Here is a 24194-nt window from a genome sequence, read left to right on the forward strand (position 1 = left end):
GTGGAACGCAGAACAATACAGGAGGTAACAACACTACAGGTGGACAAAACACTGGTGGAGGTGTCAGAGCGCTCTGGTAATTTCTTAGCCTTATACAATACAGGCTAGAGAGCTTGTTAAGCTTGCTTCCTCTACTTAGATGATTTCAAATCATGACTGTTATCAACAGTAAATGCAGTAGAAAAGATGAAATGCCCTGTCAATTGATTCGATTTCTACTGCAACTACTTTTGACAATTTTGTTTTCCTTTCTTCACAAAATTACATATCTAATGCTAGACTATTCTGTTCATCAGAATGATTCCTCAAATAGCTACAGAGTATAATAAGCTCAAAAATTAAACAATTGATAATTAATTTGGTACTAAAATCTTGATAGACAAAATTTAAAATTTGAAAATGTTCAAGCAATTAGATAAGTTAGTTATTTTTATTTGTGCATCTGGATTAAATTTTAATCCGGCTCTGTCGTTAGCTTCTGAACTAAGAGTTCCTTCTCATACTTCAACCAACAATTTAGTCTCTCAAACGGCTAATATTAATAATAATTTAATTATTCAACCTCTTCACCTAGAGATCAGCCTTCGCAACCGTCGAGTAACCCTATATCGAGGAAAAAACCGAATTAAAAGTTATCCCATAGCAGTAGGTCGCCAAGACTGGGAAACCCCAATTGGTAATTTCCGCGTACGTACAATGTTAGAAAACCCTACTTGGATAAACCCTTTTACAGGTAAAGCTATCCCAGGAGGAGATCCTGAAAACCCACTTGGCAAATACTGGATTGGATTTTGGACAAACGGTAAAAACTGGGTTGGCTTTCACGGTACCCCTAATCCTGATTCAGTAGGTAAGGCTGCCTCACACGGTTGTATTCGGATGTACAACAACGATGTTAGAGAATTATTCTATCAGGTTAATATGGGAACACCAGTTACTGTGGTGCGATAGCTGATATAGAGTTATGACGAAAGTCTTAGTCGAGGGTAGCTAGTTATGAACCCAAGTTGCGGCTTTTCATTTTAATCCAAAATCTAAAATTGTTCGGTCATTACAAATTACGGATTAGTATTACTTCTGGCAAGACAAACTTGTTCATAGCTTTTACCAGCAATATCCCAAGTGAATTCTGTTTCTACCAGTTGTCTGCCGTTGCAAGACAATTCTGAACGCAGATGTGGACGATCGAATAGTTGACTAATAGCGGTGACGTACTCTGCGGGTTTATTGGCTCGTAATGCCCGTAATGGATGACTAGCAGCATCTACAGTTAATCCCTCTAAGCCGCGATCGCTGGCTACTACAGGTATACCAGCTGCCATTGCTTCTAAAGTTTTATTTTTAATACCAAACCCAGTCCGCATCGGTACAACGCAGATGGTGGCTTGGTGTAAATATTCTGCCATCGAAGGTACACGCCCCAGCACATTAATTCCTGGTTTTTTATCAAGTGCCAAAACTTCTGCCACTGGGTGAGAACCGACAATATCGAAAGTAGTATCGGGATACAATTTTTGGATTTCTGGCAAAACTTCATTGCTGAAAAAGCAGACAGCATCAATATTTGCTAAATTATCCATTGCACCAATAAAAATTAGGCGATGTCCTCCGGGATCGGTGGTACGCTTGGGGAAAGAAACTAAATCTACGCCATTGGGAATAACTGCAATTTCGCTATTGGGATTAAATTCTTGTAGTTGAATTTTATCTTCTGCTGTTGTCGCCACAATTGCCGAAAATTTAGCACAATAGTTTTGCTCATAACGCCGCAAAAGTGGGAGATTAATTTTGTCTCTGAGTGAATTTTCCGAAATACCTGTTGCTAATTGGTTCTGACAGGTAGCGTAAACGGAACTATGAACATTAACAATGGTTTTTAGCTGTTTTTGAAAATGTGGCTGCACATAAATTTCATTAACGCTATGTTCGCAAGTAATTACATCACATTTTCCCGCTTCCACCCAGTTATTAATCCATGTTTGCATCTCAAGTGAGTAGCGGTTAAGTACGCTTGGCGGTGTTCCCTGCTGCAAAAATCTGCCAAATCGCTGTATTTTCTGCAATATTCCGGTGGTTTGAGAATCTGGCGGGCGTTCAAAAATAGCTAGACGATCGACACAATCGCGTAATCCTGCTACTTCTGCGTCTGTAACATCACCCTCACGTTGAGTCACGAGGGTGACAGTATGACGTTGACTCAAGTACTTGAGTAAATTAAATGTCCTAACTTGGGTTCCCCCACGCGTTGCTGGGTAAGGAAAGGTGGAAGATAGCATTAAAATGTTCATATCAGCGTCTTCAAAAGTTTTTGGTTTAGCCAAAATAGGAAGGTGCAGCCAAAGTCAATTCTAAAGGGTGCGATCGCATCGGAATTTTAATCATAAACTCTGTTCCCTGACCGGGTGCTGAAATACAGGTTATTTGACCACCATGTTTGGACACAACAATTTCCTGGCTAATCGACAAGCCTAAACCCGTTCCTCTACCTACGGGTTTTGTTGTAAAGAAAGGGTCAAATAGGCGATCGCGTACTTCCTCTGTCATACCGGGGCCAGTATCGCCAATCCTAATAGTCACAAAATTATCGTCAGTTACTTCGGTGCGAATCCGAATTGTGCTGCGGCAAAAGTAAATTTCCTGGGGCGATCGCTCTTTATCATACTCCTCCAAAGCATCAATTGCATTCGCCAATAGATTCATAAACACTTGGTTGAGTTGTCCTGCATAACACTCCACAAGCGGTAGGTCGCCATACTCTTTAACGAGTTGAATCCCTAGTTGGTTAGAGCTGCCTTTAAAGCGATTGTGCAAAATCAGCAGTGTGCTATCTAGCCCAGCATGAATATCCACTGACTTCATTTGGGCTTCATCCACGCGAGAAAAAATCCGTAAGGACTGAATAATTTCGCGGATGCGGTCAGCCCCAACCTTCATCGAACTCAGCAATTTAGGCAGGTCTTCACTCAGAAATTCTAAATCTATCGCTTCAGCCAGTTGTTGAATTTCAGGTAGCGGTGAGGGAGTGTACTTAGCATAGAGGTTCAAGAGGTCGAGCAAGCCTTGGGTATATTCATAGGCGTGAGTCAGATTTCCATAGATAAAGTTGACAGGATTGTTAATTTCATGGGCGACACCCGCCACCAATTGTCCCAGACTGGACATTTTTTCACTATGAACCAGTTGGCTTTGAGTTTCTTGAAGTTGGCGAAAGGCAAGTTCTAGTCGATTGGCTTGTTCTCGATAGCGTGCTTCTGATTCTTGCAATGCTTGTTCTGTACAAATTCGCTCTTGGATTTCCTGTTGCAGCCGCTGATTAGATTCAAAAAGTGCAGCTGTCCTTTCTTCCACGCGTTCTTCTAACTCAGATGTCAGTTTTAAGAGGGCGTTCTCTGCCTTAGTTCGCTCTTGAATCTCTTGTGCCAGATGCACATTTTGTTCTTGCAGTCTCTTAGTCAAATTTCGGATGCTTAAATGGATTTTGACACGGGCTAAAACCTCTTCATGCTGAAGTGGCTTAGTGATATAATCAACCGCACCAAGGTTCAAACCTCTGACCTTATCCACTGTCTCAGAAAGCGCCGTCATAAAAATTACGGGGATGTCTTTAGTTGATTCTTGAGCTTTCAAATGCTGGCAAGTTTCAAACCCATCCATACCAGGCATGAGTACATCTAACAAAATTAGATCGGGGAGAGCATATTCGACCTGTTCAATTGCATCCTCGCCATCCTGCGCTACTAAAACTTGGAAGCCAGAATCAGCCAAGAAATCGAACAACACTCCTAAATTTGTCGGGTTGTCATCAACAATTAAGATAATGCCATTTTCGATGGGGGAAAGACTCATTAATTTACTCCTACATTTTTTAAAAATTCACGGATTTTTTTAACTTGAAAACCTTTAGCTAATTGACGCAACTCTAAAGAAAAAGGTGCATATTTAACATCCAATTCTTCCAATCGATCGACTTGTTGTACAATACCTTTGAGATCGCCTTTCATTGCTAAATTCAACAGAATTGCAATTTCGTCTGCGGAGGGAGCTACCAATGATTGCTGAAAACTTTCTTGTTTATTCTCTGTAGATACTTTTTCACCATCTTCATAAATCCATTCCAGTTTTAAGTGATACTGCAACTTTTCTAAAAGCTCTGTTATGCGGATGGGCTTAGGTAGAAAATCATTGCAACCCGCCTCTTTACTTTTGTTGAGATCGAAATCAAAAACACTGGCAGAAGTGCCAATCACGATCGCATTCTTTAGTTCAGGCGATCGCCGAATGCGACGGGTAGTTTCAAAGCCATTCATTTGAGGCATCAACAAATCCATTAAAATACAATCTGGATTCAATTCAAATGCCTTATTGAGACAATCATGACCATCTGCCGCTTCCACAATTTCAAATCCTAAAGGCGATAGCATCTTAACCAAGATTGCACGATTTTCTGCTCTGTCATCTGCTACAATAACTTTCCGCTTATAGCCTTTAAAACTTTGGATATTTCGTTGCTCTTTCTTGACAACATCAGCGTATTGAGAAACTTCAGTTAAATCTAAATCAAAGAAGAAAACGCTTCCTTTTCCTAAAGTACTCTTCACCTGGATTTCGCCACCCATCATCTGAACTAATTGGCGGGTAATTGCCAGTCCCAATCCCGTTCCTTCTGCTTTGCGATCGCCATCTCCTACCTGCTGGAATGGCAAAAATATCTCTTCTAATTGCTCTGGTGCCATGCCAATTCCTGTATCTTCCACCTGAAACCGAATTCTACCTTCCTGATAGCCGACTTTGAAAGCCACGCCTCCAGTTTCAGTAAACTTAACGGCATTACCCAGTAAGTTAATCAAAGCTTGCCGCAACCGTTTTTCATCAGCTTTAACACCTATAGGAAGTTGAGTAATCTGTTCAAAAATTAAGCAAATACCTTTTTGTTCGGCACGGATACGGCAGATTTCGGCAATGCCTTCGAGAAATTCTGGAAAATGAAAATCCGTTAGATGGAGTTCCATTTTTCTAGCTTCAATTTTAGAGAGGTCTAAAATGTCATTGATCAGGTTCAAAAGATGGTCGCCACACTGATGAATAATATTCACACCATCTTTTTGTGAGTTAGTTAAACTTTTTTCACGCTTGAGAATTTGGGCATAACCCAAAATGCCATTAAGCGGTGTTCTCAGTTCATGGCTCATGTTAGCAAGAAAATCACTTTTAGCACGGTTGGCTGATTGGGCGATTTCTTCTGCTTTTTGCAGATGCACATTTTTTTCCTGTAATTCTAAAGTTCGCTCTTGTACTTTGGCTTCTAAGTTAGTGTTGGCTAATTTTAAGTCTTTATAAAGACGAGCATTTTCAATGGAAATCGCCGCTTGAGAAGATAACAGTTGTAATACTTCTAAGCGATCTGATGTAAATGCGCCAATGGTGAGATTATTTTCTAAATAAAGAATGCCACTGAGTTTGCCTTGATGGATGAGCGGTGTACATAAAACCGATTTAGGTTTATGGTTGACGATGTACGTATCTGTGGTAAATGTTCCTTCACGAGTTGCATTATTGAGGACAATATTTTCTTTAGTTCGGGCTACATAGTTAATCAGTGAAATTGGTAGTTGCTGACTGGTTGATACTGAGATTCCTTGTAATACAGTTACATCGACTTTATCTACTGTTCCTGATGCTTCTATTAGCAAGTCTCCTGATTTTTCTAAAATTAAGTAGCCTGTTTGAGCGCCAGCATTCTCTAGCACAATTGTCATTAATTTAGCGAGCAACTTGCCTAAAACTATTTCTCCAGAAAGAGCTTGAGATGCTTTCATAACTGTGGCTAAATCCAGGGAGTCTGAGGCATTTTCACCCGTAGAGTTAATTATCTGAGTCACATTCGTACTGACGCTTTCTCGCTTTGATATGCGAAATAGTTGAGGATATCTTTTCTCCAAGTCTTTGACTTTTGCCTTCGCTCCCCAGCAACCATATCCATAGTAGGCATCGTTGAGATAGGTATTAGCAACTTTCTCTCTGCCACAAGCAAAATAGAACTCTGCTGCTAGTTCCGAGGCTAGGGCTTCTTCTTGAATATATCCATGTTCTCTAGCTCCAGTTATGGCTCGGTCGTAAAACGCGATCGCTTTTGCATCTTGTTGCAATACTCGTGCCTTTTCTGCTTCCACTAAATCGTACTTATGCTGATAGTTAGCAGGAGAATGCAACGCCCATTGCTTCATTTTTTTCTGCTGCGCTATCACTTGACTGAAATATTGTTGGCGAGCGGTTTGTGATGCACTGGGATACGAAGCTAGGAGAGTCAAAGAGGAGTAGAACTTGTGTTCGGCTTTGTACATCAATCCTTGTCCACCTTGTTCGTATTTTTCTGCCAACAAGGCATTCTCAGCAGCGCGATCGTAATTTTTAAATAAATAACCCAGAAGCAGTTTAGAAACATAGATAGGATAAATAGCCATATAATTATTGCTATTTATCAGAATTGGCAACATTTTATTTTCATCAAAACTTTCGCCAATTAATCGATATGGTTCCGCAGTTTTTCTAGTTAAATTTAAACTTGTTTGTCGGACTATCTGAGCATAAATAATTTGAAACTCTTGTTTGGTTCTTTGCATTAAAGCAATATAATGCGCCTGTTTTTGGAGAGCAATTTCTAGATTTTCGCCGATAAAAAACAAATGCGTACAATAAAAACAAGCCGAATAAGAAGCATATTCTAAATCTCCTGTTTCTAGCCCTCTTTGGACACCCTCAATTAACGGTTCTATAGTATTAATACCTGGTTCTTTCCAATGCCTGATAAAATAATTAAATGTTTCATAGATTTTCGCTGTCATTTCCTTAGCATTGAATTGATTTAACAGCTTTAAGCCTAGCTGACCGAATTGATAACCAGAATCCATGTCTTCAAAAGCGCCACATAAGAACATTCCATAAAGTACATACGCATAAGCTGACAGAGGAGAGTTTCCATCTTTGAGACAGAGATTGGTCATTTTAAAAACGACCTGTGGATAAAGTTCGGGAGCTACAATATAAACCGGAGGAATCAAATTTATCAAAATTCGCAATGCAGCTAATTTATAAACATCAGTCATTTCTGGTAATTCTATTAAATCTTCAATGCGTTTCCCTCCTAAATTCAATCTAGTCAGTCTTGTTGGGGATTTAGCTGCTAAAGGTAAACCTAGCATTTTCAGCACTTGCAGTCCGGTATTTAATGCGGCTTGCATTTGGTTTTTAGCAATATAAAACTGCATTTTTGTCTCATACACCTGGACTCGATCGAGCAGGGTTTTTGCCTGTGCCAAAACTACATTGGAAAGTATTTCTGCTCGCTCGAAATTAGTGTTGAGGAATTCTACTGCTGCTGTTTCTACATAGAGGTTGAGTGTCATGTCATACTGACAATGCCAACTATCTGCTGCAAGTAATTCCAAACCTACATTTAAATATTTAACAGATGATTCATACGCTGTTGCTGCTTTTGCTTTCTGTCCAGCTATAAGATTGAGTTGAGCCAGTCTATCTTTTTGAGGCTGTTGGGCGATGAATTCAGCACCAACATTCAGTTGGTTGACAATTTCAAAAATGTTTTCTTCAATGTCCCTTTCCGAGGTATGTATTAGTAGCAATTCACCAATTTTTAGGTGAGTCTGTTTTTTCTGATCATCTGGAATAAGAGAATAAGACGCTTGCTGTACCCGGTCGTGTAAGAACTTATAGGTAATGGGTGATGAGGGCTGGTTAATGTGCGATCGCCTATTCTCAGTCTCCATTTGTTCTGAGTCAAAAACAAGCGGTGTTTTGTAGGAATTATTGAGGGGTAGAACCAAACCTGATTGCAGAGCTTCCCACAAATCTGCTGCTGTTTTTGACTGAGATGTTTTATTAATAATCGCCAATATATCTAAAGTAAACTTGTCTCCAATGCAGGCGGCAAACTTTAACACATTCTGTGTTTTTTCAGATAGCTTTTGAATTTGGCTAACCATCAATTCAACGACATTATCAGTTATATTAACTCCCTGAATAAACTCAATATTCCATTGCCAAAAACCGCGTTCAAAGTCAAAGTATAATAAGTTGTCCTGATAAAGAGATTTGAGTAACTGAGTTAAGAAAAAGGGGTTGCCTTGGGTTTTTGTAAAAACTAACTCAGCTAACGGCTTTACTTTTAAAAGTTCGCTACGAAGAGTATCGACTACTAACTGATTGACGTGAGCGATATCCAAAAGCTGGAGGATAATGTTATTTACGATCGCACCAGTCTGTTGAATCTCCTCCAAGGTCTGAATCAAGGGATGAGTGGCGCTTACTTCGTTATCTCGATATGCACCAATTAGCAATAGATATTGGCTATCTGGGTCAGTCATAATTAACTGGATAAGCTTGAGGGAAGCTGAATCTGCCCACTGTAAGTCATCCAGAAACAAAACTAGTGGGTGTTCGGGTTGACTAAATACATGAATGAATTGTTGAAACACCCGATTAAATCGATTTTGTGATTCTGACGATCCTAATTGAGGAACTGCTAGCTGCGGGCCAATAATCCGTTCTAATTCGGGAATAACGTCTATAATCACTTGAGCGTTGGAGCCGAGGGCATCTATTAGTTTTGATTTCCAAACAGCGATTTGCTCATCGGTTTCTGTTAGCAATTGCCGCATCAGATCTTGGAATGCTTGAATTAGAGAAGCAAATGGAATATTCCGCTTGAACTGGTCAAATTTACCGGAGATAAAATAACCTCGCTGGCGCACAATCGGTTTGTGAACTTCAGAAACTAAGCACGATTTACCGATGCCTGAGTAACCAGAAACTAGCATCATTTCCGTAGTACCAGAACTGACGCGATCGAATGCTTCTAACAAAGTAGCAACTTCTATTTCCCGTCCGTAGAGTTTTTGCGGAATGGAAAATTGGCTGTATGAATCTAATTGACCGACAATAAAGTGGGAAATCTCGCCATCCGTCTGTAACTGAGTCAGACAGGTTTCTAAATCGGCTTTTAGTCCGAGAGAACTTTGATATCTATCTTCAGCAGTTTTAGCTAATAATTTCATGACAATGTCAGAAACCGCCGAGGGAATTTGGGGATTGAACTCTTGAGGCGCTATTGGTGTTTTGGCAATATGGCAATGAACAAATTCCAGAGAGTCAGCGGCATTAAATGGCAGCGCACCTGTCAGCATTTCATAAAAAGTAACGCCTAAAGAATAGAAGTCGGTACGGTAATCAATTGACCGATTCATTCGTCCGGTTTGCTCCGGTGACATATAGGCGAGAGTGCCTTCTAATAAATTGGGATTGCTGATGCTTTGATTTTCTTTTTCTAAACACGATGCAATACTGAAGTCGATAATTTTAACTTGTCCGGTTTTTGGGTTAATAACGATATTGTCAGGTTTTATATCTTTATGAATAATCTTGGCTTGATGCAGTTGAGTGAGAGTGGATGCTAGCTGAATGGCTATTTTTAGAAATTCGGTTAATGATAACTGGCGATCGCTAATATACTTTTTCAGAGATTCTGCACCAAAGTCTGCCAAAATTAGGGCTAAACCGTTATGATGATTTTCTAAAGCTAGGGACTTGACAATTCCTTCTATATCTACTAGCGTCTCTGATATTTTATATTCATGTCTGAGTCGGGTTAGTTCTTCGAGGCTGGGATACTCGGCTTTCAGGGCTTTAACGATCGCAAGGGTTTGATCTGACTGCTTGGAAGCGCGATAAATAACGGTATTCACACCTTCATGCAGAGCTTCAATAAAGTTGTAACCGGGAAGGACAGGTATCATTTTTCTAAGCCTAAGTAGTACGATGAACTGGGCATGATGCTAATGAACTTTATCCACAACTGTCAAATAAAAGGACAATCAAGTGCTTTCTTTAGCATTCCCAGCCAGCCCAAAATTTCTCTAAGGCTAAATAAAGCTCAACATTTGGAAATATAAGCTTGGGTTAAAGGTTATTGGTGTAGATAATTGGTTTTAAAAGACGCGATAAATCGCGTCTCTACATCTGGGTTTTGTTGCTCATTCTGAAGTGTATAGACGCTGCGCTATCTGCTTTTGGGTCAGAATACCTAACTGAATTCTGACTTCTGAATTCTGTATTAGACCTCTTGCACAAATGCAAAATTCGCCCACCCTACGGGATCTTGCTACATCCCCCAACCCCTTCTCCCAATATTGGGAGAAGGGGAGCCAATTTCAAAGTCCCTCTCCCAAGTTTGGGAGAGGGATTTAGGGTGAGGGCTTTTTATTCATACAAGAAGTCTATCGATCGCGATCTCATATTAATGACTAAAGATCAAAGCATAATCAAACCCAGTCGTACACCCACAGCAACAGCCTCAGTGCGGCTGGAGACACTGAGCTTTTGAAAAATGGATGAGAGATGAAATTTGACGGTATGCTCAGAAATATGCAAACGTTTTGCGATCGCTTTATTTCCCAACCCCGATCCAAGCATTCCTAAAACCTCTATCTCCCGTGGTGTCAAGGTTTGTACGGGATTTGTTACTACTTTTTCGCGGATAGACAGTAATTCTACAGCATTTGGGTGCAGCACCAGCAAACCAAAAGCGATCGCTTCTACAGCCGCGACAATTTCTGACTCTGTACTAGTATTAGGCAATATCCCCCGGATACCAGAACGTAACGCCGTTTCTAAATCAATGCTGTCGAGTTCTTCAACAATGACGATTATTCCTAATGGATATTGCTGTTCTTGAATAACTAGCAATTTTTCCCACACCGCTTGTTGAAAATTCCCACTCAAATCTACCAGCACTACATCCGGCTGTAATTGCCCGACTTCACTCGCCAATACATCCAAATCGGATGCACTCCCCACAACCGTCAACCGAGGATTGGTAGTTACCACAGCTGATAACCCTGCTCGCACCACAGGGGAAGTAGCAACTACCATCACTCGGATCATGTCGCCTCCACAGCAGTTTTATCGGACTGCACGGCAACATAAATCACGAATTGCTGTCTACCGCGTAGGAGTTGTAGCGGCACAGATCCTTTACTTTCATGGAGATATTTGGTTAAGTCATTTATGCTAGTGAATAATCGCCCCGAAACTCCAATTAAAACATCGCCGATTTGTATACCAGCATTTTCTGCCGCACTGTTAGGTAAAATTGACAGCACCAATAAACCCAAGCTACGCCTACCTAAAAGCACAGGTTGCAGTGTAACTCCCAGCTGCGGACGACTATTTCCCTGTAAAAAACGCTCAACGGTGTTGCTGGGAACCGCCACAGCCAAACCATTAACAATCATCGTATTAATTCCCACAACCAGGCCTTGACAGTCGGCAAGTGGCCCCCCAGAATTACCAGGATACAGCCGCAAATCGGCCATAACTGCTCGTGGATTATTTGCATGGATAATTCCAGTTGTCACAGCGCCACTGTCAGCAAAGGGATTACCCACCGCCAAGACTAATTCACCCACTCGTAGCGCTTCCGAATTGCCGATAGTTGCAGCAGTTAAATCAGTGGCGACAATTTTCAGAGCTGCTAAATCCTGCTGTGGATCGAATTGGGTACGCACCGCATCAAATACCCTTCCGTCTGCCAATTCCACAGTTGCGCGGTTGCTAGTTGCTACATGGGCATTAGTGATAATTAGTCCGTCAGGTTGCCAAATGACACCAGAACCGACTCCTAGAGAGCCACTTTTTACTTTAACAGTGCAATCGCGTAGTTTAGCAGCTACCTCTGTCAGTTCAGCAGCGATGTTAATTAATGTTGTGTTTGCCATGTTATACAATTTTTGAGCGTGTGAAAGTAGAATCTAGTGATGTCCTTTGTCATTTGTCCTTTGTCCTTAGAAACACAAATGACTAATGACTAATGACTAATGACGATTCGAGCAAAAAGGTGCAACTTCCGAGTTCAGAGGCTCAAGGTTCGAGCAAAAAGGTGCAACTTCCGAGTTCAGAGGCTCAACGTCCGAGCAAAAAGGTGCAACTTCCGAGTTCAGAGGCTCAACGTCCGAGCAAAAAGGTGCAACTTCCGAGTTCAGAGGCTCAACGTTCGAGCAAAAAGGTGCAACTTCCGAGTTCAGAGGCTCAACGTTCGAGTAAAAAGGTGCAACTTCCGAGTTCCAAATTCCAAATTCCAAATTCCAAATTACGAATTACGAATTACGAATTACGAATTACGAATTACAAAGGTCGTTCGCCAACTGCGATCGCTAACTCAATTAACACTCCACCCCGGACAACTTGCACTTTGACAGCTTTACCAATGCGATCGCTACTATTGAGTAGCGCCAACACATCACCTGTATCGCCCACAGTTACGCCATCGAATGTTACCAAAACATCGCCAAGCAGCACACCTGCATTGTCAGCAGGCCCCGCAGCCTCAACATTGACAACAATTACCCCAGTTGCCGAACTTAAATTGAGAGCAGTTTTTAGGTTCTTTGGTAAACGTACAGGTTGCATTCCTACACCCAAGTATCCTTTAGAAATGCGTCCTTTTGCTACTAATTGGTCAACCACGCGATCGACTGTAGCAGTGGGAATTGTCAGAGCAGTACCACGCCGCCCCGATGTATTCATGCCTACAACAAAACCAGCAGCATCTACGAGCGGGCCGCCTGCAAAACCAGAGTAAAGGGTGATGTCTGGGCGGATGAATTGGTCAATATTCCCGCCATTCATACTCCGCCAAGCACCGCTAACCACACTCACTGCACCCATCGCCGCCCTTAAATCACCTTCGCCACCTCTTGCCAGTCCTAGTACCAAATGACCAACTTTGAGCGTTTTAGCATCGCCAACTTTGGCCACAGGTATTTCTGCATTTTCTAGTTTAAAAACAGCTATATCGGTGCTAGAGTCATGACCGACGAGTGTTACTGGTGCAGTACTACCATTTGATAAGGTAATAGTGATATCGTCATAGCGCTGGAGGCACTCATCAGAGGTAACAATGATGCCATTACGCCAATGAATGCCGCTTGGGGAAACACGTGTACCCCCATTCACCGCAACCACAGCACTCCCAGCTTGTTCTACGGTATCAGCTAAACTGTTGGACAAAGCCAGTAATGAAGACATAAGATTTTTGTGCAAACGTTTTTAGATGTTCATATCGTGCCGTTTTATCAACACAGATGACATCGGAAAAATGGGGAGAATTTATCCTAGAAAAATGGCTAGGATTTATATAAGCTTTTGGCGTTGCTGAATCAAAATATAAATAATTGACTTTATCGGCTCTTTTATTGAACGTAATACTAAAAACTTGTTGCTTGACAGCTTTAGAAGCTTACAGTCAAAGCCTTTAATGACATGATTATCAAATAATGCCAGTGGCTCTATCAACCATAAAATAGGCAGGAGAACCCAACTCATTCCTAGAAATGAATTATGGAGATTACTACTGAACAGTTGCTCAGAAGATATGTTGCTGGAGAAAGAAACTTTGCTGGTATTGACTTGAAGCCTGCTACTGATACGGCAGGGATAGAGTTGCTTAAAGATGCTAATTTGAGAGGAATCAACCTGAGAGGGGCTAATCTGCACTCTGCTGATCTTAAGGGGGTGGATTTGAGTAGAGCTAATCTTACTGGCGCTAATTTGTGTAGTGCCAACTTGAGAGGTGCGAATTTGAGCGAGGCTATTCTGGTTGGTACTAACTTGAGAGGTGCTAGTCTTGGGAGTGCTAATCTTACTTGTGCTTGCTTGGAGAGCGCTAATCTCACTAGGGCAAGTTTGAGAGGTGCTAATTTGCTCAATACTGATTTTAGTTGGGCAATTTTAATTGAGACAAACTTTGGTAGTGCCAGTAACTTGAAAATTAACTCCACTATGTTCTACGTCTTTTTCTGGAAAACCATTCTGCCTGATGGAACTATAGAAGTCGGCCCCAGATACAGCGAGCAGTGAGCAAGGTATTCGATTCTGGTTCAGCTATCACAAAATATCTTAGTATATCGAAATTCCCTCACAGTTATTGTTCACAAAAAAGTTCTTACTTCTCAACGCTAGTAAGGGAGGGGTTGGGGATTAGGTTTCTATTGGACTCAACTGAAAACCGCTATAAATTGAGAAACGCCTATTCTAAAGTGGAATAGGAATGAAATGGCAAATAAACAAATGCACGCTCAATCAAGAGAAATCAACTTGCTCACTCCATCTAGAGAATTACCTCTATATGGCAAGAGAATTTTAGTCACAGCACCGAGAAATTATGCTTATAGGTTATCTGAACAAATCATCAAACAAGGTGGTTTACCTGTTTTCATGCCTACTATCGAAACCTGCTATTTATCAAACTACACTCAGTTAGATGCCGTTTTAGCCGATATAAACGAATTTGATTGGATTGTCTTTACAAGTCGAAACGGAATCACAGCATTTTTTCAGAGGATAAATGATTTGAATATTCCTATATCTGTAGTACAAAAATGTCACTTATGTGCATTAGGAAAAGATGTAGAAAGCTTATTGTCTTTTTGTGGCAAGGTAGATTTAGTCCCAACAGAATCTAGCCCAGCCGGAATTGTGACTGAATTAGCGAAACTTCCACAAATTCACGAGAAAAAAGTGCTGATCCCGGCTCCAGAAGTTGTGGGTTTGCCTGAACCTGATGTTGTACCCAATTTGATTACGGATTTGCAACAATTGGGCATAGAAGTAACTCGCGTACCCACATATATTACGCAGGGTTTAGATAAAACTATCTACGGTATGGAATTAAACCTGATACGTCAAGGAATGATTGATGTAATTGCCTTTAGTAGCACGGCGGAAGTAGAAAGCTTTTTGACAATGGTCAAGTTACAAAGCGATTATGAACATTGTGTTATTGCATGTTTCGGCCCTTACACCACTGCTAACGCCCAAAATTTGGGTATGAATGTCTCTATTGTGTCTAGAGATTATAGTTCATTTGAGGGATTTGCTGAAGCGATCGCAGCATTTTTCCTTGTGTGATTTTCCTGTCAAGTTTCTGGTACATGTAAACTCGCTCCACTAAGCGTTTGAGAATCTAGAACAGTCAACTACAATCAACTCTAGACTAGCAGCACATAAACTCGTAGTATCGAATATGGAGTTTATTAGAACTAGGGATTGTTACATGGCAACTTATAAAGTCACATTAAAGACCCCAGAAGGCGATAAAACAATTAATGTTGAAGATGATGTGTACATCTTAGATGCCGCTGTCGATGACGAAGGCATAGACATACCCTACTCTTGTAGGGCTGGTTCTTGCTCTAGCTGCACCGGCAAGTTGATTTCAGGTACGATTAACCAAGACGATCAGAACTTTTTAGATGACGACCAAGTTAACGATGGATTTGTCCTCACCTGTGTTGCCTATGCTACTTCTGACTGTACAATCTTAACCCATCAAGAAGATGAGCTTTAGAGATCGCTAACGAGGAATACGATCTGGACTTGCCTTCTTCCTGTAGCGCTGGTTCTTGCTCTACCTGCACCGGGAAGCTGTCAGGTACAGTGAACCAAGACGATCGGAACTGTCTTAGATGACGAGCAAATTGACGCAGGATTCGTCCTCACCTGCGTGGCCTATGCTACTTCTGACTGTGTAATTGAAACCTATCAAGAGGAAGTGCTTAACGGTTAAGAGTGGGTGAGGATTGAGGGCATTGGTGTCAACTTAAGCCCAAACCCTTTTCAAATCTCGTTTCTCTGAGTGAAAATGCTGCTTATTGGGCTGCTGCCTCCGTTACTGGTGGTAGCAGCCCCCATTGTATTCGTCACCCTAAAAAATGTATGGCAATTAATATCATGTCCGCTTGATTGCTTATTAAACCTGAAGAACCCCACCCCGCCAAAGCTACGCCTTGTCTCCCCTCCCGAAGAGCGGGGAGGGGTTGGGGGTGGGGTGTAATGACTGTGGTTAGCATAACTAATTATGCGGACATGATATAAGCTGCGATCGCAAGTGGTTATAAAATGTGCAGCACCATTTTGATAATTTGCATTCTCTCAAAGATGAGCTAAAACTTACAACCGCTTCCCCTCTCCCTCTGGGAAAGGGGTTAGGGGTGAGGGCGGAAATTTAGACTTCTAGGGGAGAGGTTTTCCAATCTTTTGATTTAGCGCAGAGACTTTAAGCTTTCAGTCTTTTGCACTAAGAAATCAGTGAAGATACTCATAATGGTGCGCTGACGTAATTTCACATTAGCATTAATGGACATCCCTGATTGCAAGGGAATTTGACGCTGATTAATCAGTAACTTCTGCCCATGTAAGCGGACTTTTGCGGAAAAACGCCAGAAATTATAAACTTGGTCTGGAGGTAAGGCATCAGAGCCAATCTCAATTAGTTCGCCTTTGATATCACCATACTCTTGGAAGGGAAAGGAATCGATTCTCACATCGACTTGTTGCCCTTCTTGGACAAAGCCGATGTCGCGATTGGTGATGTAGACGTTAGCAACCAAGTTACCACTAGGAACAAGTTTCAGAAGCGGTTCGCTGGAATTAACTACAAATCCTGCTGTTTTAGCTTTAAGTTCAAAAACAGTACCATCTACAGGTGCGGTAATTTTCTGATATTTCAGAGTTTGTTCTGCCTGAACCCACTTACTATTAATTTCTCCAATCTGACTATTAATTTCATAGAGGCGTTTCTGATTATCTACAATTACCTTGGTTAATTGGCTGTCAATTCCGGCAATGTTTTTGTCATTATCTGTAATTTTGGCTAGTAAATCTTCTTGAGACACAGCCGCAGTATTGCGAAGTTTTTGATTTGACTGTGCGATCGCTAATTGTAATCGCTGCTGTTCCCGATTCAATCGGATTACTTCTGCTTGTTTGCTGCTGACATCCTGCTGTTGTTTCAAATATTGCACCTGGGAAATCGCCCCCTGCTGCGCTAGAGGTTCAAACTTGTGGAGAATTTGTTGATTAATTGTCAGCAACTCTTTAGCGCTAGTTAATTCCGCTTGAGTTTGGAAAAATTGCTGTTGCGTCTGTCCCGTTTCTAAATTAGCTGTGGCTAAACGCGATTCCAATTCTATTTGGCGATTTCGCAAGCGTAACTGTTGCTCTGTTGTGAGACTATTTCCAGCAGTCGCACCATTTAATTGTGTGCGGTACAACTGGTTTTCGGCAATAATCGCGGCTCGGCTTTTGGTCAAGAAGGCGAGTTCTGGTTTAATTTTCAACAGAGCAGTTTGCTGTGCTACTTCCTGTAGTGATATGTTCCCTTGAAGCTGACGGCGATAGAAGTCATTTTCTTGCTCTAGCGCCTGTTTCGCCAGCAATTGAGCCGCCCGACTTTGCTTTAATGAACTTAACTCCGCCTCCGAAGAAGTTTTTTCTAGGGTAACGAGTGTTTCACCTTTTTTGACTCGCTGACCATCTTTGACTAGAATCTCATTGACAACACCATGAACCGGAGCTTGAATTTCTTTAACTGCACCCTGTGGTTCTAGCTTGCCAGTAGCATGAATTGATTCATCAATTTTGAACACCGAAGCCCAAATTACTGCGAAGGTACTAACTCCAACAATAGTCCAAGCGATCGCTCTTGACCAAGTAGGAGTTTGTTGTAAAAGTACTGGTTGATCGAATTTATATTGAATATTCATTGGGGAATGGGGAATGGGGAATGGGGGATTGGGCATTGGGGAGTGCTGAGAGACGCGATGAATCGCGTCTGTACAAGAGTTAGAAGTGCTAAGGTTAAAATTCCGAGTTCAGAAGCTCAACGTTCAAGTAAAAAGGTGCAACTTTCGAGTTCAAAGGCTTAACGTTCAAGCAAAAAGGTGCAACTTTCGAGTTCAAAGGCTCAACGTTCCAGTAAAAAGGTGCAACTTCCGAGTTCAAAGGCTCAACGTTCCAGCAAAAAGGCTCAATTTTTGAGTTCAAAGGCTCAACGTTCAAGTAAAAAGGTGCAACTTCCGAGTTCAAAGGCTCAACGTTCCAGTAAAAAGGTGCAACTTCCAAGTTCAAAGGCTGAAGTATCGAATTTTAAGCATGAAATTTCATTATCTAAAGTTGAAGCGATAGTATTTACTGCTGACAAATGACAAATGACTAATGACTAATGACTAATGACTACACTTTCGCTTCCTGTTGCTGATACAGACAGTAGTAATAACCTTTGAGCGCCATCAATTCTTCATGAGTTCCCTGTTCTACCACAGCACCTCCATCCATCATGAGAATGACATCGGCATTGCGAATTGTGCTGAGGCGGTGAGTAATGAAAAACACTGTTTTTTCTCGGAAAGCTGACGCTAAGTTACGGCAAACTTGGGCTTCGGCATTGTAATCTAAGGCACTCGTCGCTTCATCAAGAATCAGTAATTGCGGGTTTTGCAGGACAGTACGAGCGATCGCTACTCGTTGGCGTTGTCCCCCAGACAGTCCCGAACCTCGCTCGCCCACACGGGTGTTATAGCCACTGGGCAAAGACATAATAAAGTCGTGGGCATAAGCTATTTTGGCGGCAGTAATAATTTCTTCATCGCTAGCATCAGGATATCCCAAGGCAATGTTTTCGCGGATTGTGCCATCGAATAGTAAGGTATCTTGTAACACCATACCAATCTGACGACGTAAAGAATAAAGTTCTACTTTGCTGATATCATAGTCATCAATCAAGATTTTGCCGGATTTGGGTTCGTAAAGTCGAGGTAATAATTTTAGCAGTGTGCTTTTACCGGAACCGCTTTGACCAACAATTCCCACAAAGGAGCCAGCCGGAAAATCTAAGTTAATATTGCATAGTTGCAATGGCCCGTGTTCCGAGAAACTGAAGCTGAGATTTTCAAAGCGGACGCTACCTTGAACGCTGGGCATTAGGATATTTTGACAGTTACCGATTTCTACTTCTTGGGGAGTATCTAAAATATCAGCAAGGCGTTGCAGAGATAAAGCGGTTTCTTGGAAGTTCTGCCAAAGTTGCATTAGGCGTAACAAGGGACTAGTAACATAACCAGCCAAGATGCGAAAAGCGATGAGTTGTCCCAAGGTTAGATGCTGATTGAGAACTAGAAAAGCTCCCACCCACAGCACTAACATACTGGAAAACTTGTTGAGAAAACTGCTAACAGAACCGGCAGTAGTTTGGGTGGAAACTGTTTTGAAACCTGCGCTGATGTAACGAGCATAGCGTTCTTGCCATTGCCAACGCGATCGCATTTCTAAATTTTGCGCCTTGACTGTCTGCATTCCCCCCATCACTTCCACTAAATAAGATTGCGTCTCGGCATTGCATTCTGCTTTTTCTTGCAATTGTCGCCGCATCACAGGTGATACCATCAAGTTGAGCAAGCCAAACAACGGTACTGTTGCCAAAGCTACCAAGGTCAACACTGGGCTGTAAATCGCCATTACTACAATGTAGACCACTGAAAATACAGCATCCATCACCACAGTTAAAGCTGTACCAGTTAAGAAAGAGCGAATATTTTCCAACTCGTGAATTCGCGTTGCCAATTCCCCAACAGGGCGGCGTTCAAAGTAAGATAATGGCAGACGCAACAGATGATTAATCACCTCAGAACCAAGGGCGAGGTCAATTCGGTTAGTGGTATCTGTAAATAAATGAGTGCGGATACTGGTAAGTATTGCTTCGATGACTGCTACTACTAGCAAAAAGATGCCAAAAACTTCCAGGGTATCAGGACTGTTACCAACCAGTACTTTATCAATAATCACCTGTGTGGCGAGGGGATTTACCAGCCCAAACAGTTGAATAACAATGGAAGCGATTAGTACTTCAATTAATACTTTGCGATAGCGCCGCAGCGAAGGTACAAACCAACTTAAACTAAACCGCGCCTTGGGAGTATTTTTGGTAGTTTGTAGCAGCAGGACTTCTCCTTCAGCCCCCCAGTTTTCTGCAAAGTCTTGTAATTTGTAGCGCAGTAGTCCCATCTCTGGAACGGCAATGAGTAACTCTCGATCGCTATTTTTGTAAATAATTGCAAAACTATCTTGCCAAGAAATCATCACTGGTAGTTGCAAGCGTCCGACTGCGGTAGCGGGAACTTTTACCATCTGTGTTGTCAACCCCATCAACTCAGCAGCAGCAGCGCAAAATTGCAGAGATATAACGCCTTTTTGTTCGTGCTGCTTTGTCAACACCCGTTGCAATGTATCTCTGCGCCAGGAGATGTTAAAGTATTGGCTCAACATTTGGAAGCAAGCTAGTGTTGCATCCAGCGTCCCTCTACCTTTGATATAAGGAAACTTCTTTTGTTTACCCTTAGCTGCTGGTGCTTCTGTGACAGTAATTTCTGAGGCGTAGGGAATCTCGGCGGGTAAGAGTGTTTTTGGTGTAGGAAAAGCGAGATTTTCTCTAAATATTGATTTGGGGAATCCCACCAGACGCATATTTGTATTAAATTTCAGCTTGGGGTTGAGTTCATCCAACTCTAAGTGACTCCCCACAGGGAACTCAGCATCAAAATTACTGCTGACTAACCACAAAAATTCTGAGTCTAACTGCTGCTGAAAGACTTTGCGTGCAGGAATTGTTTGGATAATTGCAACTTCAGTTGCAGCTTGGGCAAATTTAACTAAATTTCTGCTACCATCTGCGCGACGGCTGAGTTCTTCGGTAAGCAGTTCATGCACTTCTAAAAGAGTAATCTCATTTTGCAGGGCGTGGACAAAAGCCTCTTCCTGCTTGAGTAAAGTTAGAAAACCAGCAATAGGTAGATTAATCGCGATAACTTCAGTAGAAGCGATCGCAGTTTCACAAGCAATACCCCGCATATAACTTACCCAACCCAAAACCTCTCCTTGAGAGAGTAACTTCAGTGTCGCCGGATTTTGTCCTTGGGAATTGCAGGTTAATAAACGCGCTTGCCCTTGGTAGATAATACTAATCCAATTGGGCATAGCTTCTCTGGTTACTATTACCTGCCCGATGCGATAACGACAAAATTGCACCTTGTCGAGCAAATTTTCTAAAACATTTGGTGACAGATAATTGAAAGGAAATAGTTCAGCAATATATTCTTGAATATCAACGGTTGTATTTGTCATCATCTTGCACCCGATTTTAATAATTACTAGGCAGCTTTCGCTTCTTGAGGCTGTGCTGGTTTGCTGTTGATTCCCATCCAAGCTTTTTCTTCTGGTGATAGTTGACTTAGTTGCTGTTGAAACCAAGCTTCAAAATTCTCTTGCAGCAATCGTTGGCGCATAAAATCGTCCAACTGGGCACTGATAAACTTTTCCACGCGTATAATTATCCATGAGTCTCCAAAGGGTACGGGTGGTTGAACTATACCTACTTGACTTGTGCAAAGTAACTTAGCAAAATTGGGAGTTATAGTACCAAGTTCTACTGGGCCGATGATGCCATTTGTATCAGCTTCTGTCCCTTGAGAATATTCACGGGCTAGTTCCGAAAATGATTGTTCTCCTTCTGTAATTCGGAAGAATAGTTCGTTAGCAGTTCCTCTGCTATCAGTCCGAATTAAAGAATAAATGACTTTATCAAAATGTCTTTTGTATTTGAGGAAGTAAGATTCTAGTTGATGTCCCCAAGTTTGTTGCTTGAACTTTTCAACTCTCAGCTTTCGGGTAGCGAAAAGTTCTAATTGTTCTTGAGTCATACCGTAACATAAGCACCAATCTTGGATTTTTTGCTCGGTGGTCAAATCCCATTGCTGATAAAATTGTTCTAGAGCATGAGATATTTCGGTTTGTGTGCAGATGATTGGTGCGATCGCTAATTCAATAATGCTCTGAGATAACAATTGCGGAATTAGATTGTAACTTGCTAAAAAGGGAATAATTTCTGGCGGTAAGATAGCGCTGCCGCTACGCTCGTTGTAGACATCGCCTAGTTGTAATGTTTTATTCATAATATTTATGCAAATATTTGAGCTGTGCAAAGATATATTTAGAAATGCAAGCGGTATTCAGGTATGGATTTGTACCGCTTGCATCATTTGCATACCCTTGAAAGCATTGCCGTACAAAACTTTCAAGTATTACTCACCACTGCCAATGCCTAAACTTAAGCTTCGGGGGTAGTAAAGTGATCGAACGTCACAGTGTAGGCACTACTGTTAGAGAATTGATTGACTTGCAAGAAGTAGTCACCAGATTGTCTAATATTAGAAATTAACTCTGCCTGACCTAAACCTCCAGTAGAACGCGCAACTTCCTCACCAACGTCAACGATGCGATCGCCGTCCAAGTCTCGAATTAGTCGGATGTCAACATCGGCATTGGCGCTGATTCCAGTCAAGCGAATGTTGACGCCTTCAAACAATCCCAAAGAGAAGTTGTAAACATCTGCGGTATTATTGTTACTGACGTTACCAAAACGGGTGACATCACCTGACAGATTACCAAGTACAAATTCCTTCGGCAGAAGATTGCTGAAACCGCCTGTAGAATTGGATGTAGTCGCAGACAAGTCTAAATCGTAACTGACACCGCCCGAACTACCTGAAGCAAAGCGAGATACTTCGGCAAAATAAGTACCTGCGTTGGCTCTAACGTTAATCGCGTCATCAACGTTGCCTAACTTAGTGGAACTTTCAATAAATCCATTTATTCTGTCAGTAGCGTCTAATATACCGTTAGCATTAACATCACGAAACAGTCTCAGGTCGGCATCATCACCAGTGCTAATGTTGTTAAGAGACAAGTTGATGTTTTTAGTGCTATCGATTGAGAACCTAAAGACATCTGTGGGTTCAACTGCATTTAAGAAGCCATTCAAAGGACGAGGGGTGCTAGCTAATGAACCAAGGTTTACAGTACTCATTTTTTCTCCTTAAGATTATTGATTGTGTGTTAGTCAAGTTCAGATTAAGTTGAGGTTTGCACAAATGTAAATTCCGATTTAAATCGACATTTACTAGATTTTATAAGCTTAGATTTTGATGAAAATAAAGAATATTTATTATTTTCAAGAGAGCCTTAGCTGTTTGGTTTTGTGCTTGCCGCGTTCAGAACCTGTTGTTTAACCATGAGTCTAAATTAAACTGTTTCTTCAAGAAACACAGCATGAAAAAGACTTCTATAGTTAGGTGTTTTTTAAAGTAGATTTCAAATGCTTTGTATGATTTAGTCAGAAAAAGTCATATAATTCGCCGTTGCCGTAATTGAGAATGAGTTTGATCGAATAAGGGATATGTAAAGAAGTAGGCGAAAGCTTGCCTCAGGCGATCGCTTTGGCAAACCTTGGTAACACTAAAAAATTGTTGTATAAAATTAATCCAAAAAAACCTCTGAGTTACCAGAGGTTTCTTATGATTAAATCTTTAGCGTCAATTTTGTTGAAATATTTGATGAGTGCAGCTATAATTTATGCAATGAAGCGGTAAAGTTCAGGTATAACTCTCTGCCGTTTGCATCATTTGCATACCTTTGAAAGCATTGCCGTACAATACTTTCAAGTACTATTCACCACTTTCGATGCTTAAACTTAAGCATCGAAAGTGGTGAAATGGTCAAAACTCAAAGTGTAATTAGTGCTACCTTTGAATTGATCGACCTGTAGGAAGTAATCACCAGCATCCTTAATATTGGAAATAATATCTGAGGTAATACCGCTTTTAATAGAACGGGCAATTTCCTCTCCTACCTCAACTCTGCCATTGCGATTAAAGTCTCGAATTAGTCGGATATCAGCATCATTGCTTAGTCCGCTCAATGTGATATTGACACCCTCAAAGCTTCCTAGAGAAAAATGGTAAACATCAGCGGTATTTTTGTCACTGATAAAACCAGTACGCGCGATATCACCTGATAAGTCACCAAGTTCAAATTCCTTGGGCAAAAGATTGTTGAAATCGAGTGTTGAATTGGGTGTCGTTGCAGACCAGTCTAAATCGTAAGTCACAGTGCCGGAACCAGAAAAGCGAGAGACCTCAGCAAAATAAGTACCTGCATTTGCTCTGACATTAATTGATTCATCAAAGTTGCTGCCATTGCGTGAACTTGCAACCAATCCATTCGCTCGGTCGGCTGAGTCTAATATACTGTTACCGTTAACGTCTCGAAAAAGTCTCAGATCGGAATCATCACCAGCACTAATCTCGTTAAGAGACAAGTTAACGTTTCTGGTACTGCTGATTTGGAACTGATAGATATCAGTAGGGTCTGGTGTTTCAAAAGAAAAGTGAGAAGGGGTGCTAGACAGAGTACCAAGATTGAAATTAGTCATTTTTTTGTTTTTTTGGTGTAAA

General features: G+C 41.4%; 16 protein-coding genes. 5 read left to right on the forward strand and 11 right to left on the reverse strand.

Annotated elements, in window-relative coordinates:
• The first annotated feature begins 399 nt into the window (after positions 1-399).
• A complete protein-coding gene (locus tag RMZ42_RS23460; protein ID WP_322673677.1) occupies positions 400-951 on the forward strand; it encodes a L,D-transpeptidase in 552 nt (183 codons plus the stop codon).
• 107 nt (positions 952-1058) lie between these two features.
• Here the strand turns inward: RMZ42_RS23460 and RMZ42_RS23465 are convergent, their stop codons facing one another.
• The 6 genes from RMZ42_RS23465 to RMZ42_RS23490 all read right to left on the reverse strand — a co-directional run bounded on the left by RMZ42_RS23465 (position 1059) and on the right by RMZ42_RS23490 (position 13098).
• Positions 1059-2288 (reverse strand): glycosyltransferase family 4 protein, encoded by a 1230-nt coding sequence (locus RMZ42_RS23465; protein WP_322673678.1) that lies wholly within the window; start codon positions 2286-2288, stop codon positions 1059-1061.
• Positions 2289-2313: 25 nt separating this feature from the next.
• Positions 2314-3846: a response regulator gene (locus tag RMZ42_RS23470; protein WP_322673679.1), complete on the reverse strand. Its 1533-nt coding sequence runs from the start codon at positions 3844-3846 to the stop codon at positions 2314-2316.
• Entirely contained in the window at positions 3846-9809 is a 5964-nt protein-coding gene (locus tag RMZ42_RS23475; RefSeq protein WP_322673680.1) for an AAA family ATPase, read from the reverse strand. Before RMZ42_RS23475 ends, RMZ42_RS23470 begins: the two co-directional genes overlap by 1 nt.
• Positions 9810-10323: 514 nt before the next feature.
• Positions 10324-10956 carry a response regulator transcription factor gene (locus RMZ42_RS23480; protein WP_322673681.1) on the reverse strand — a complete coding sequence of 211 codons (633 nt, stop codon included), beginning with the start codon at positions 10954-10956 and terminating at the stop codon, positions 10324-10326.
• On the reverse strand, positions 10953-11789 hold the full coding sequence (locus RMZ42_RS23485; protein WP_322673682.1) for a S1C family serine protease: 837 nt from the start codon (positions 11787-11789) through the stop codon (positions 10953-10955). Before RMZ42_RS23485 ends, RMZ42_RS23480 begins: the two co-directional genes overlap by 4 nt.
• Positions 11790-12195: 406 nt before the next feature.
• Complete coding sequence (locus RMZ42_RS23490; protein ID WP_322673683.1) at positions 12196-13098, reverse strand: S1C family serine protease; 903 nt, start codon at positions 13096-13098, stop codon at positions 12196-12198.
• 312 nt (positions 13099-13410) lie between these two features.
• On the opposite strand from RMZ42_RS23490, the gene RMZ42_RS23495 reads away from it, so the two are divergent.
• The 4 genes from RMZ42_RS23495 to RMZ42_RS34800 all read left to right on the forward strand — a co-directional run bounded on the left by RMZ42_RS23495 (position 13411) and on the right by RMZ42_RS34800 (position 15540).
• The gene (locus tag RMZ42_RS23495; RefSeq protein ID WP_322673684.1) at positions 13411-13929 is read left to right on the forward strand and encodes a pentapeptide repeat-containing protein; all 519 of its coding nucleotides are present in this window, start codon (positions 13411-13413) and stop codon (positions 13927-13929) included.
• Between the two features lie 195 nt (positions 13930-14124).
• On the forward strand, positions 14125-14979 hold the full coding sequence (locus tag RMZ42_RS23500) for a uroporphyrinogen-III synthase (RefSeq protein ID WP_322673685.1): 855 nt from the start codon (positions 14125-14127) through the stop codon (positions 14977-14979).
• A gap of 145 nt (positions 14980-15124) precedes the next feature.
• A complete protein-coding gene (locus tag RMZ42_RS23505; RefSeq protein WP_322673686.1) occupies positions 15125-15418 on the forward strand; it encodes a 2Fe-2S iron-sulfur cluster-binding protein in 294 nt (97 codons plus the stop codon).
• A gap of 29 nt (positions 15419-15447) precedes the next feature.
• Positions 15448-15540: a 2Fe-2S iron-sulfur cluster-binding protein gene (locus RMZ42_RS34800; protein ID WP_409884171.1), complete on the forward strand. Its 93-nt coding sequence runs from the start codon at positions 15448-15450 to the stop codon at positions 15538-15540.
• A gap of 572 nt (positions 15541-16112) precedes the next feature.
• On the opposite strand, the gene RMZ42_RS23515 is transcribed toward RMZ42_RS34800, so the two are convergent.
• The 5 genes from RMZ42_RS23515 to RMZ42_RS23535 all read right to left on the reverse strand — a co-directional run bounded on the left by RMZ42_RS23515 (position 16113) and on the right by RMZ42_RS23535 (position 24172).
• Positions 16113-17651, reverse strand: a complete 1539-nt coding sequence (locus RMZ42_RS23515; RefSeq protein WP_322673687.1) for an HlyD family efflux transporter periplasmic adaptor subunit — start codon at positions 17649-17651, stop codon at positions 16113-16115.
• A 433-nt stretch (positions 17652-18084) separates the two neighbouring features.
• The gene (locus tag RMZ42_RS23520; RefSeq protein WP_416211832.1) at positions 18085-21030 is read right to left on the reverse strand and encodes a peptidase domain-containing ABC transporter; all 2946 of its coding nucleotides are present in this window, start codon (positions 21028-21030) and stop codon (positions 18085-18087) included.
• A gap of 23 nt (positions 21031-21053) precedes the next feature.
• A complete protein-coding gene (locus tag RMZ42_RS23525) occupies positions 21054-21854 on the reverse strand; it encodes a peptidylprolyl isomerase (protein WP_322673688.1) in 801 nt (266 codons plus the stop codon).
• Between the two features lie 155 nt (positions 21855-22009).
• Entirely contained in the window at positions 22010-22768 is a 759-nt protein-coding gene (locus tag RMZ42_RS23530; RefSeq protein ID WP_322673689.1) for a pre-peptidase C-terminal domain-containing protein, read from the reverse strand.
• A gap of 663 nt (positions 22769-23431) precedes the next feature.
• Positions 23432-24172, reverse strand: a complete 741-nt coding sequence (locus RMZ42_RS23535) for a PPC domain-containing protein (RefSeq protein ID WP_322673690.1) — start codon at positions 24170-24172, stop codon at positions 23432-23434.
• Positions 24173-24194: the final 22 nt, after the last annotated feature.

This window comes from Nostoc sp. DedQUE05 (genome assembly GCF_034530955.1).
GTDB lineage: Bacteria > Cyanobacteriota > Cyanobacteriia > Cyanobacteriales > Nostocaceae > Nostoc.

Excerpts from the sequence above, each read along its gene's own strand:
- RMZ42_RS23460 (WP_322673677.1), top strand. The coding sequence starts at position 400 with ATGTTCAAGCAATTAGATAAGTTAGTTATTTTTATTTGTGCATCTGGA.
- RMZ42_RS23465 (WP_322673678.1), bottom strand. The coding sequence starts at position 2,288 with ATGAACATTTTAATGCTATCTTCCACCTTTCCTTACCCAGCAACGCGT.
- RMZ42_RS23470 (WP_322673679.1), bottom strand. The coding sequence starts at position 3,846 with ATGAGTCTTTCCCCCATCGAAAATGGCATTATCTTAATTGTTGATGAC.
- RMZ42_RS23475 (WP_322673680.1), bottom strand. The coding sequence starts at position 9,809 with ATGATACCTGTCCTTCCCGGTTACAACTTTATTGAAGCTCTGCATGAA.
- RMZ42_RS23480 (WP_322673681.1), bottom strand. The coding sequence starts at position 10,956 with ATGATCCGAGTGATGGTAGTTGCTACTTCCCCTGTGGTGCGAGCAGGG.
- RMZ42_RS23485 (WP_322673682.1), bottom strand. The coding sequence starts at position 11,789 with ATGGCAAACACAACATTAATTAACATCGCTGCTGAACTGACAGAGGTA.
- RMZ42_RS23490 (WP_322673683.1), bottom strand. The coding sequence starts at position 13,098 with ATGTCTTCATTACTGGCTTTGTCCAACAGTTTAGCTGATACCGTAGAA.
- RMZ42_RS23495 (WP_322673684.1), top strand. The coding sequence starts at position 13,411 with ATGGAGATTACTACTGAACAGTTGCTCAGAAGATATGTTGCTGGAGAA.
- RMZ42_RS23500 (WP_322673685.1), top strand. The coding sequence starts at position 14,125 with ATGGCAAATAAACAAATGCACGCTCAATCAAGAGAAATCAACTTGCTC.
- RMZ42_RS23505 (WP_322673686.1), top strand. The coding sequence starts at position 15,125 with ATGGCAACTTATAAAGTCACATTAAAGACCCCAGAAGGCGATAAAACA.
- RMZ42_RS23515 (WP_322673687.1), bottom strand. The coding sequence starts at position 17,651 with ATGCCCAATCCCCCATTCCCCATTCCCCATTCCCCAATGAATATTCAA.
- RMZ42_RS23520 (WP_416211832.1), bottom strand. The coding sequence starts at position 21,030 with ATGATGACAAATACAACCGTTGATATTCAAGAATATATTGCTGAACTA.
- RMZ42_RS23525 (WP_322673688.1), bottom strand. The coding sequence starts at position 21,854 with ATGAATAAAACATTACAACTAGGCGATGTCTACAACGAGCGTAGCGGC.
- RMZ42_RS23530 (WP_322673689.1), bottom strand. The coding sequence starts at position 22,768 with ATGAGTACTGTAAACCTTGGTTCATTAGCTAGCACCCCTCGTCCTTTG.
- RMZ42_RS23535 (WP_322673690.1), bottom strand. The coding sequence starts at position 24,172 with ATGACTAATTTCAATCTTGGTACTCTGTCTAGCACCCCTTCTCACTTT.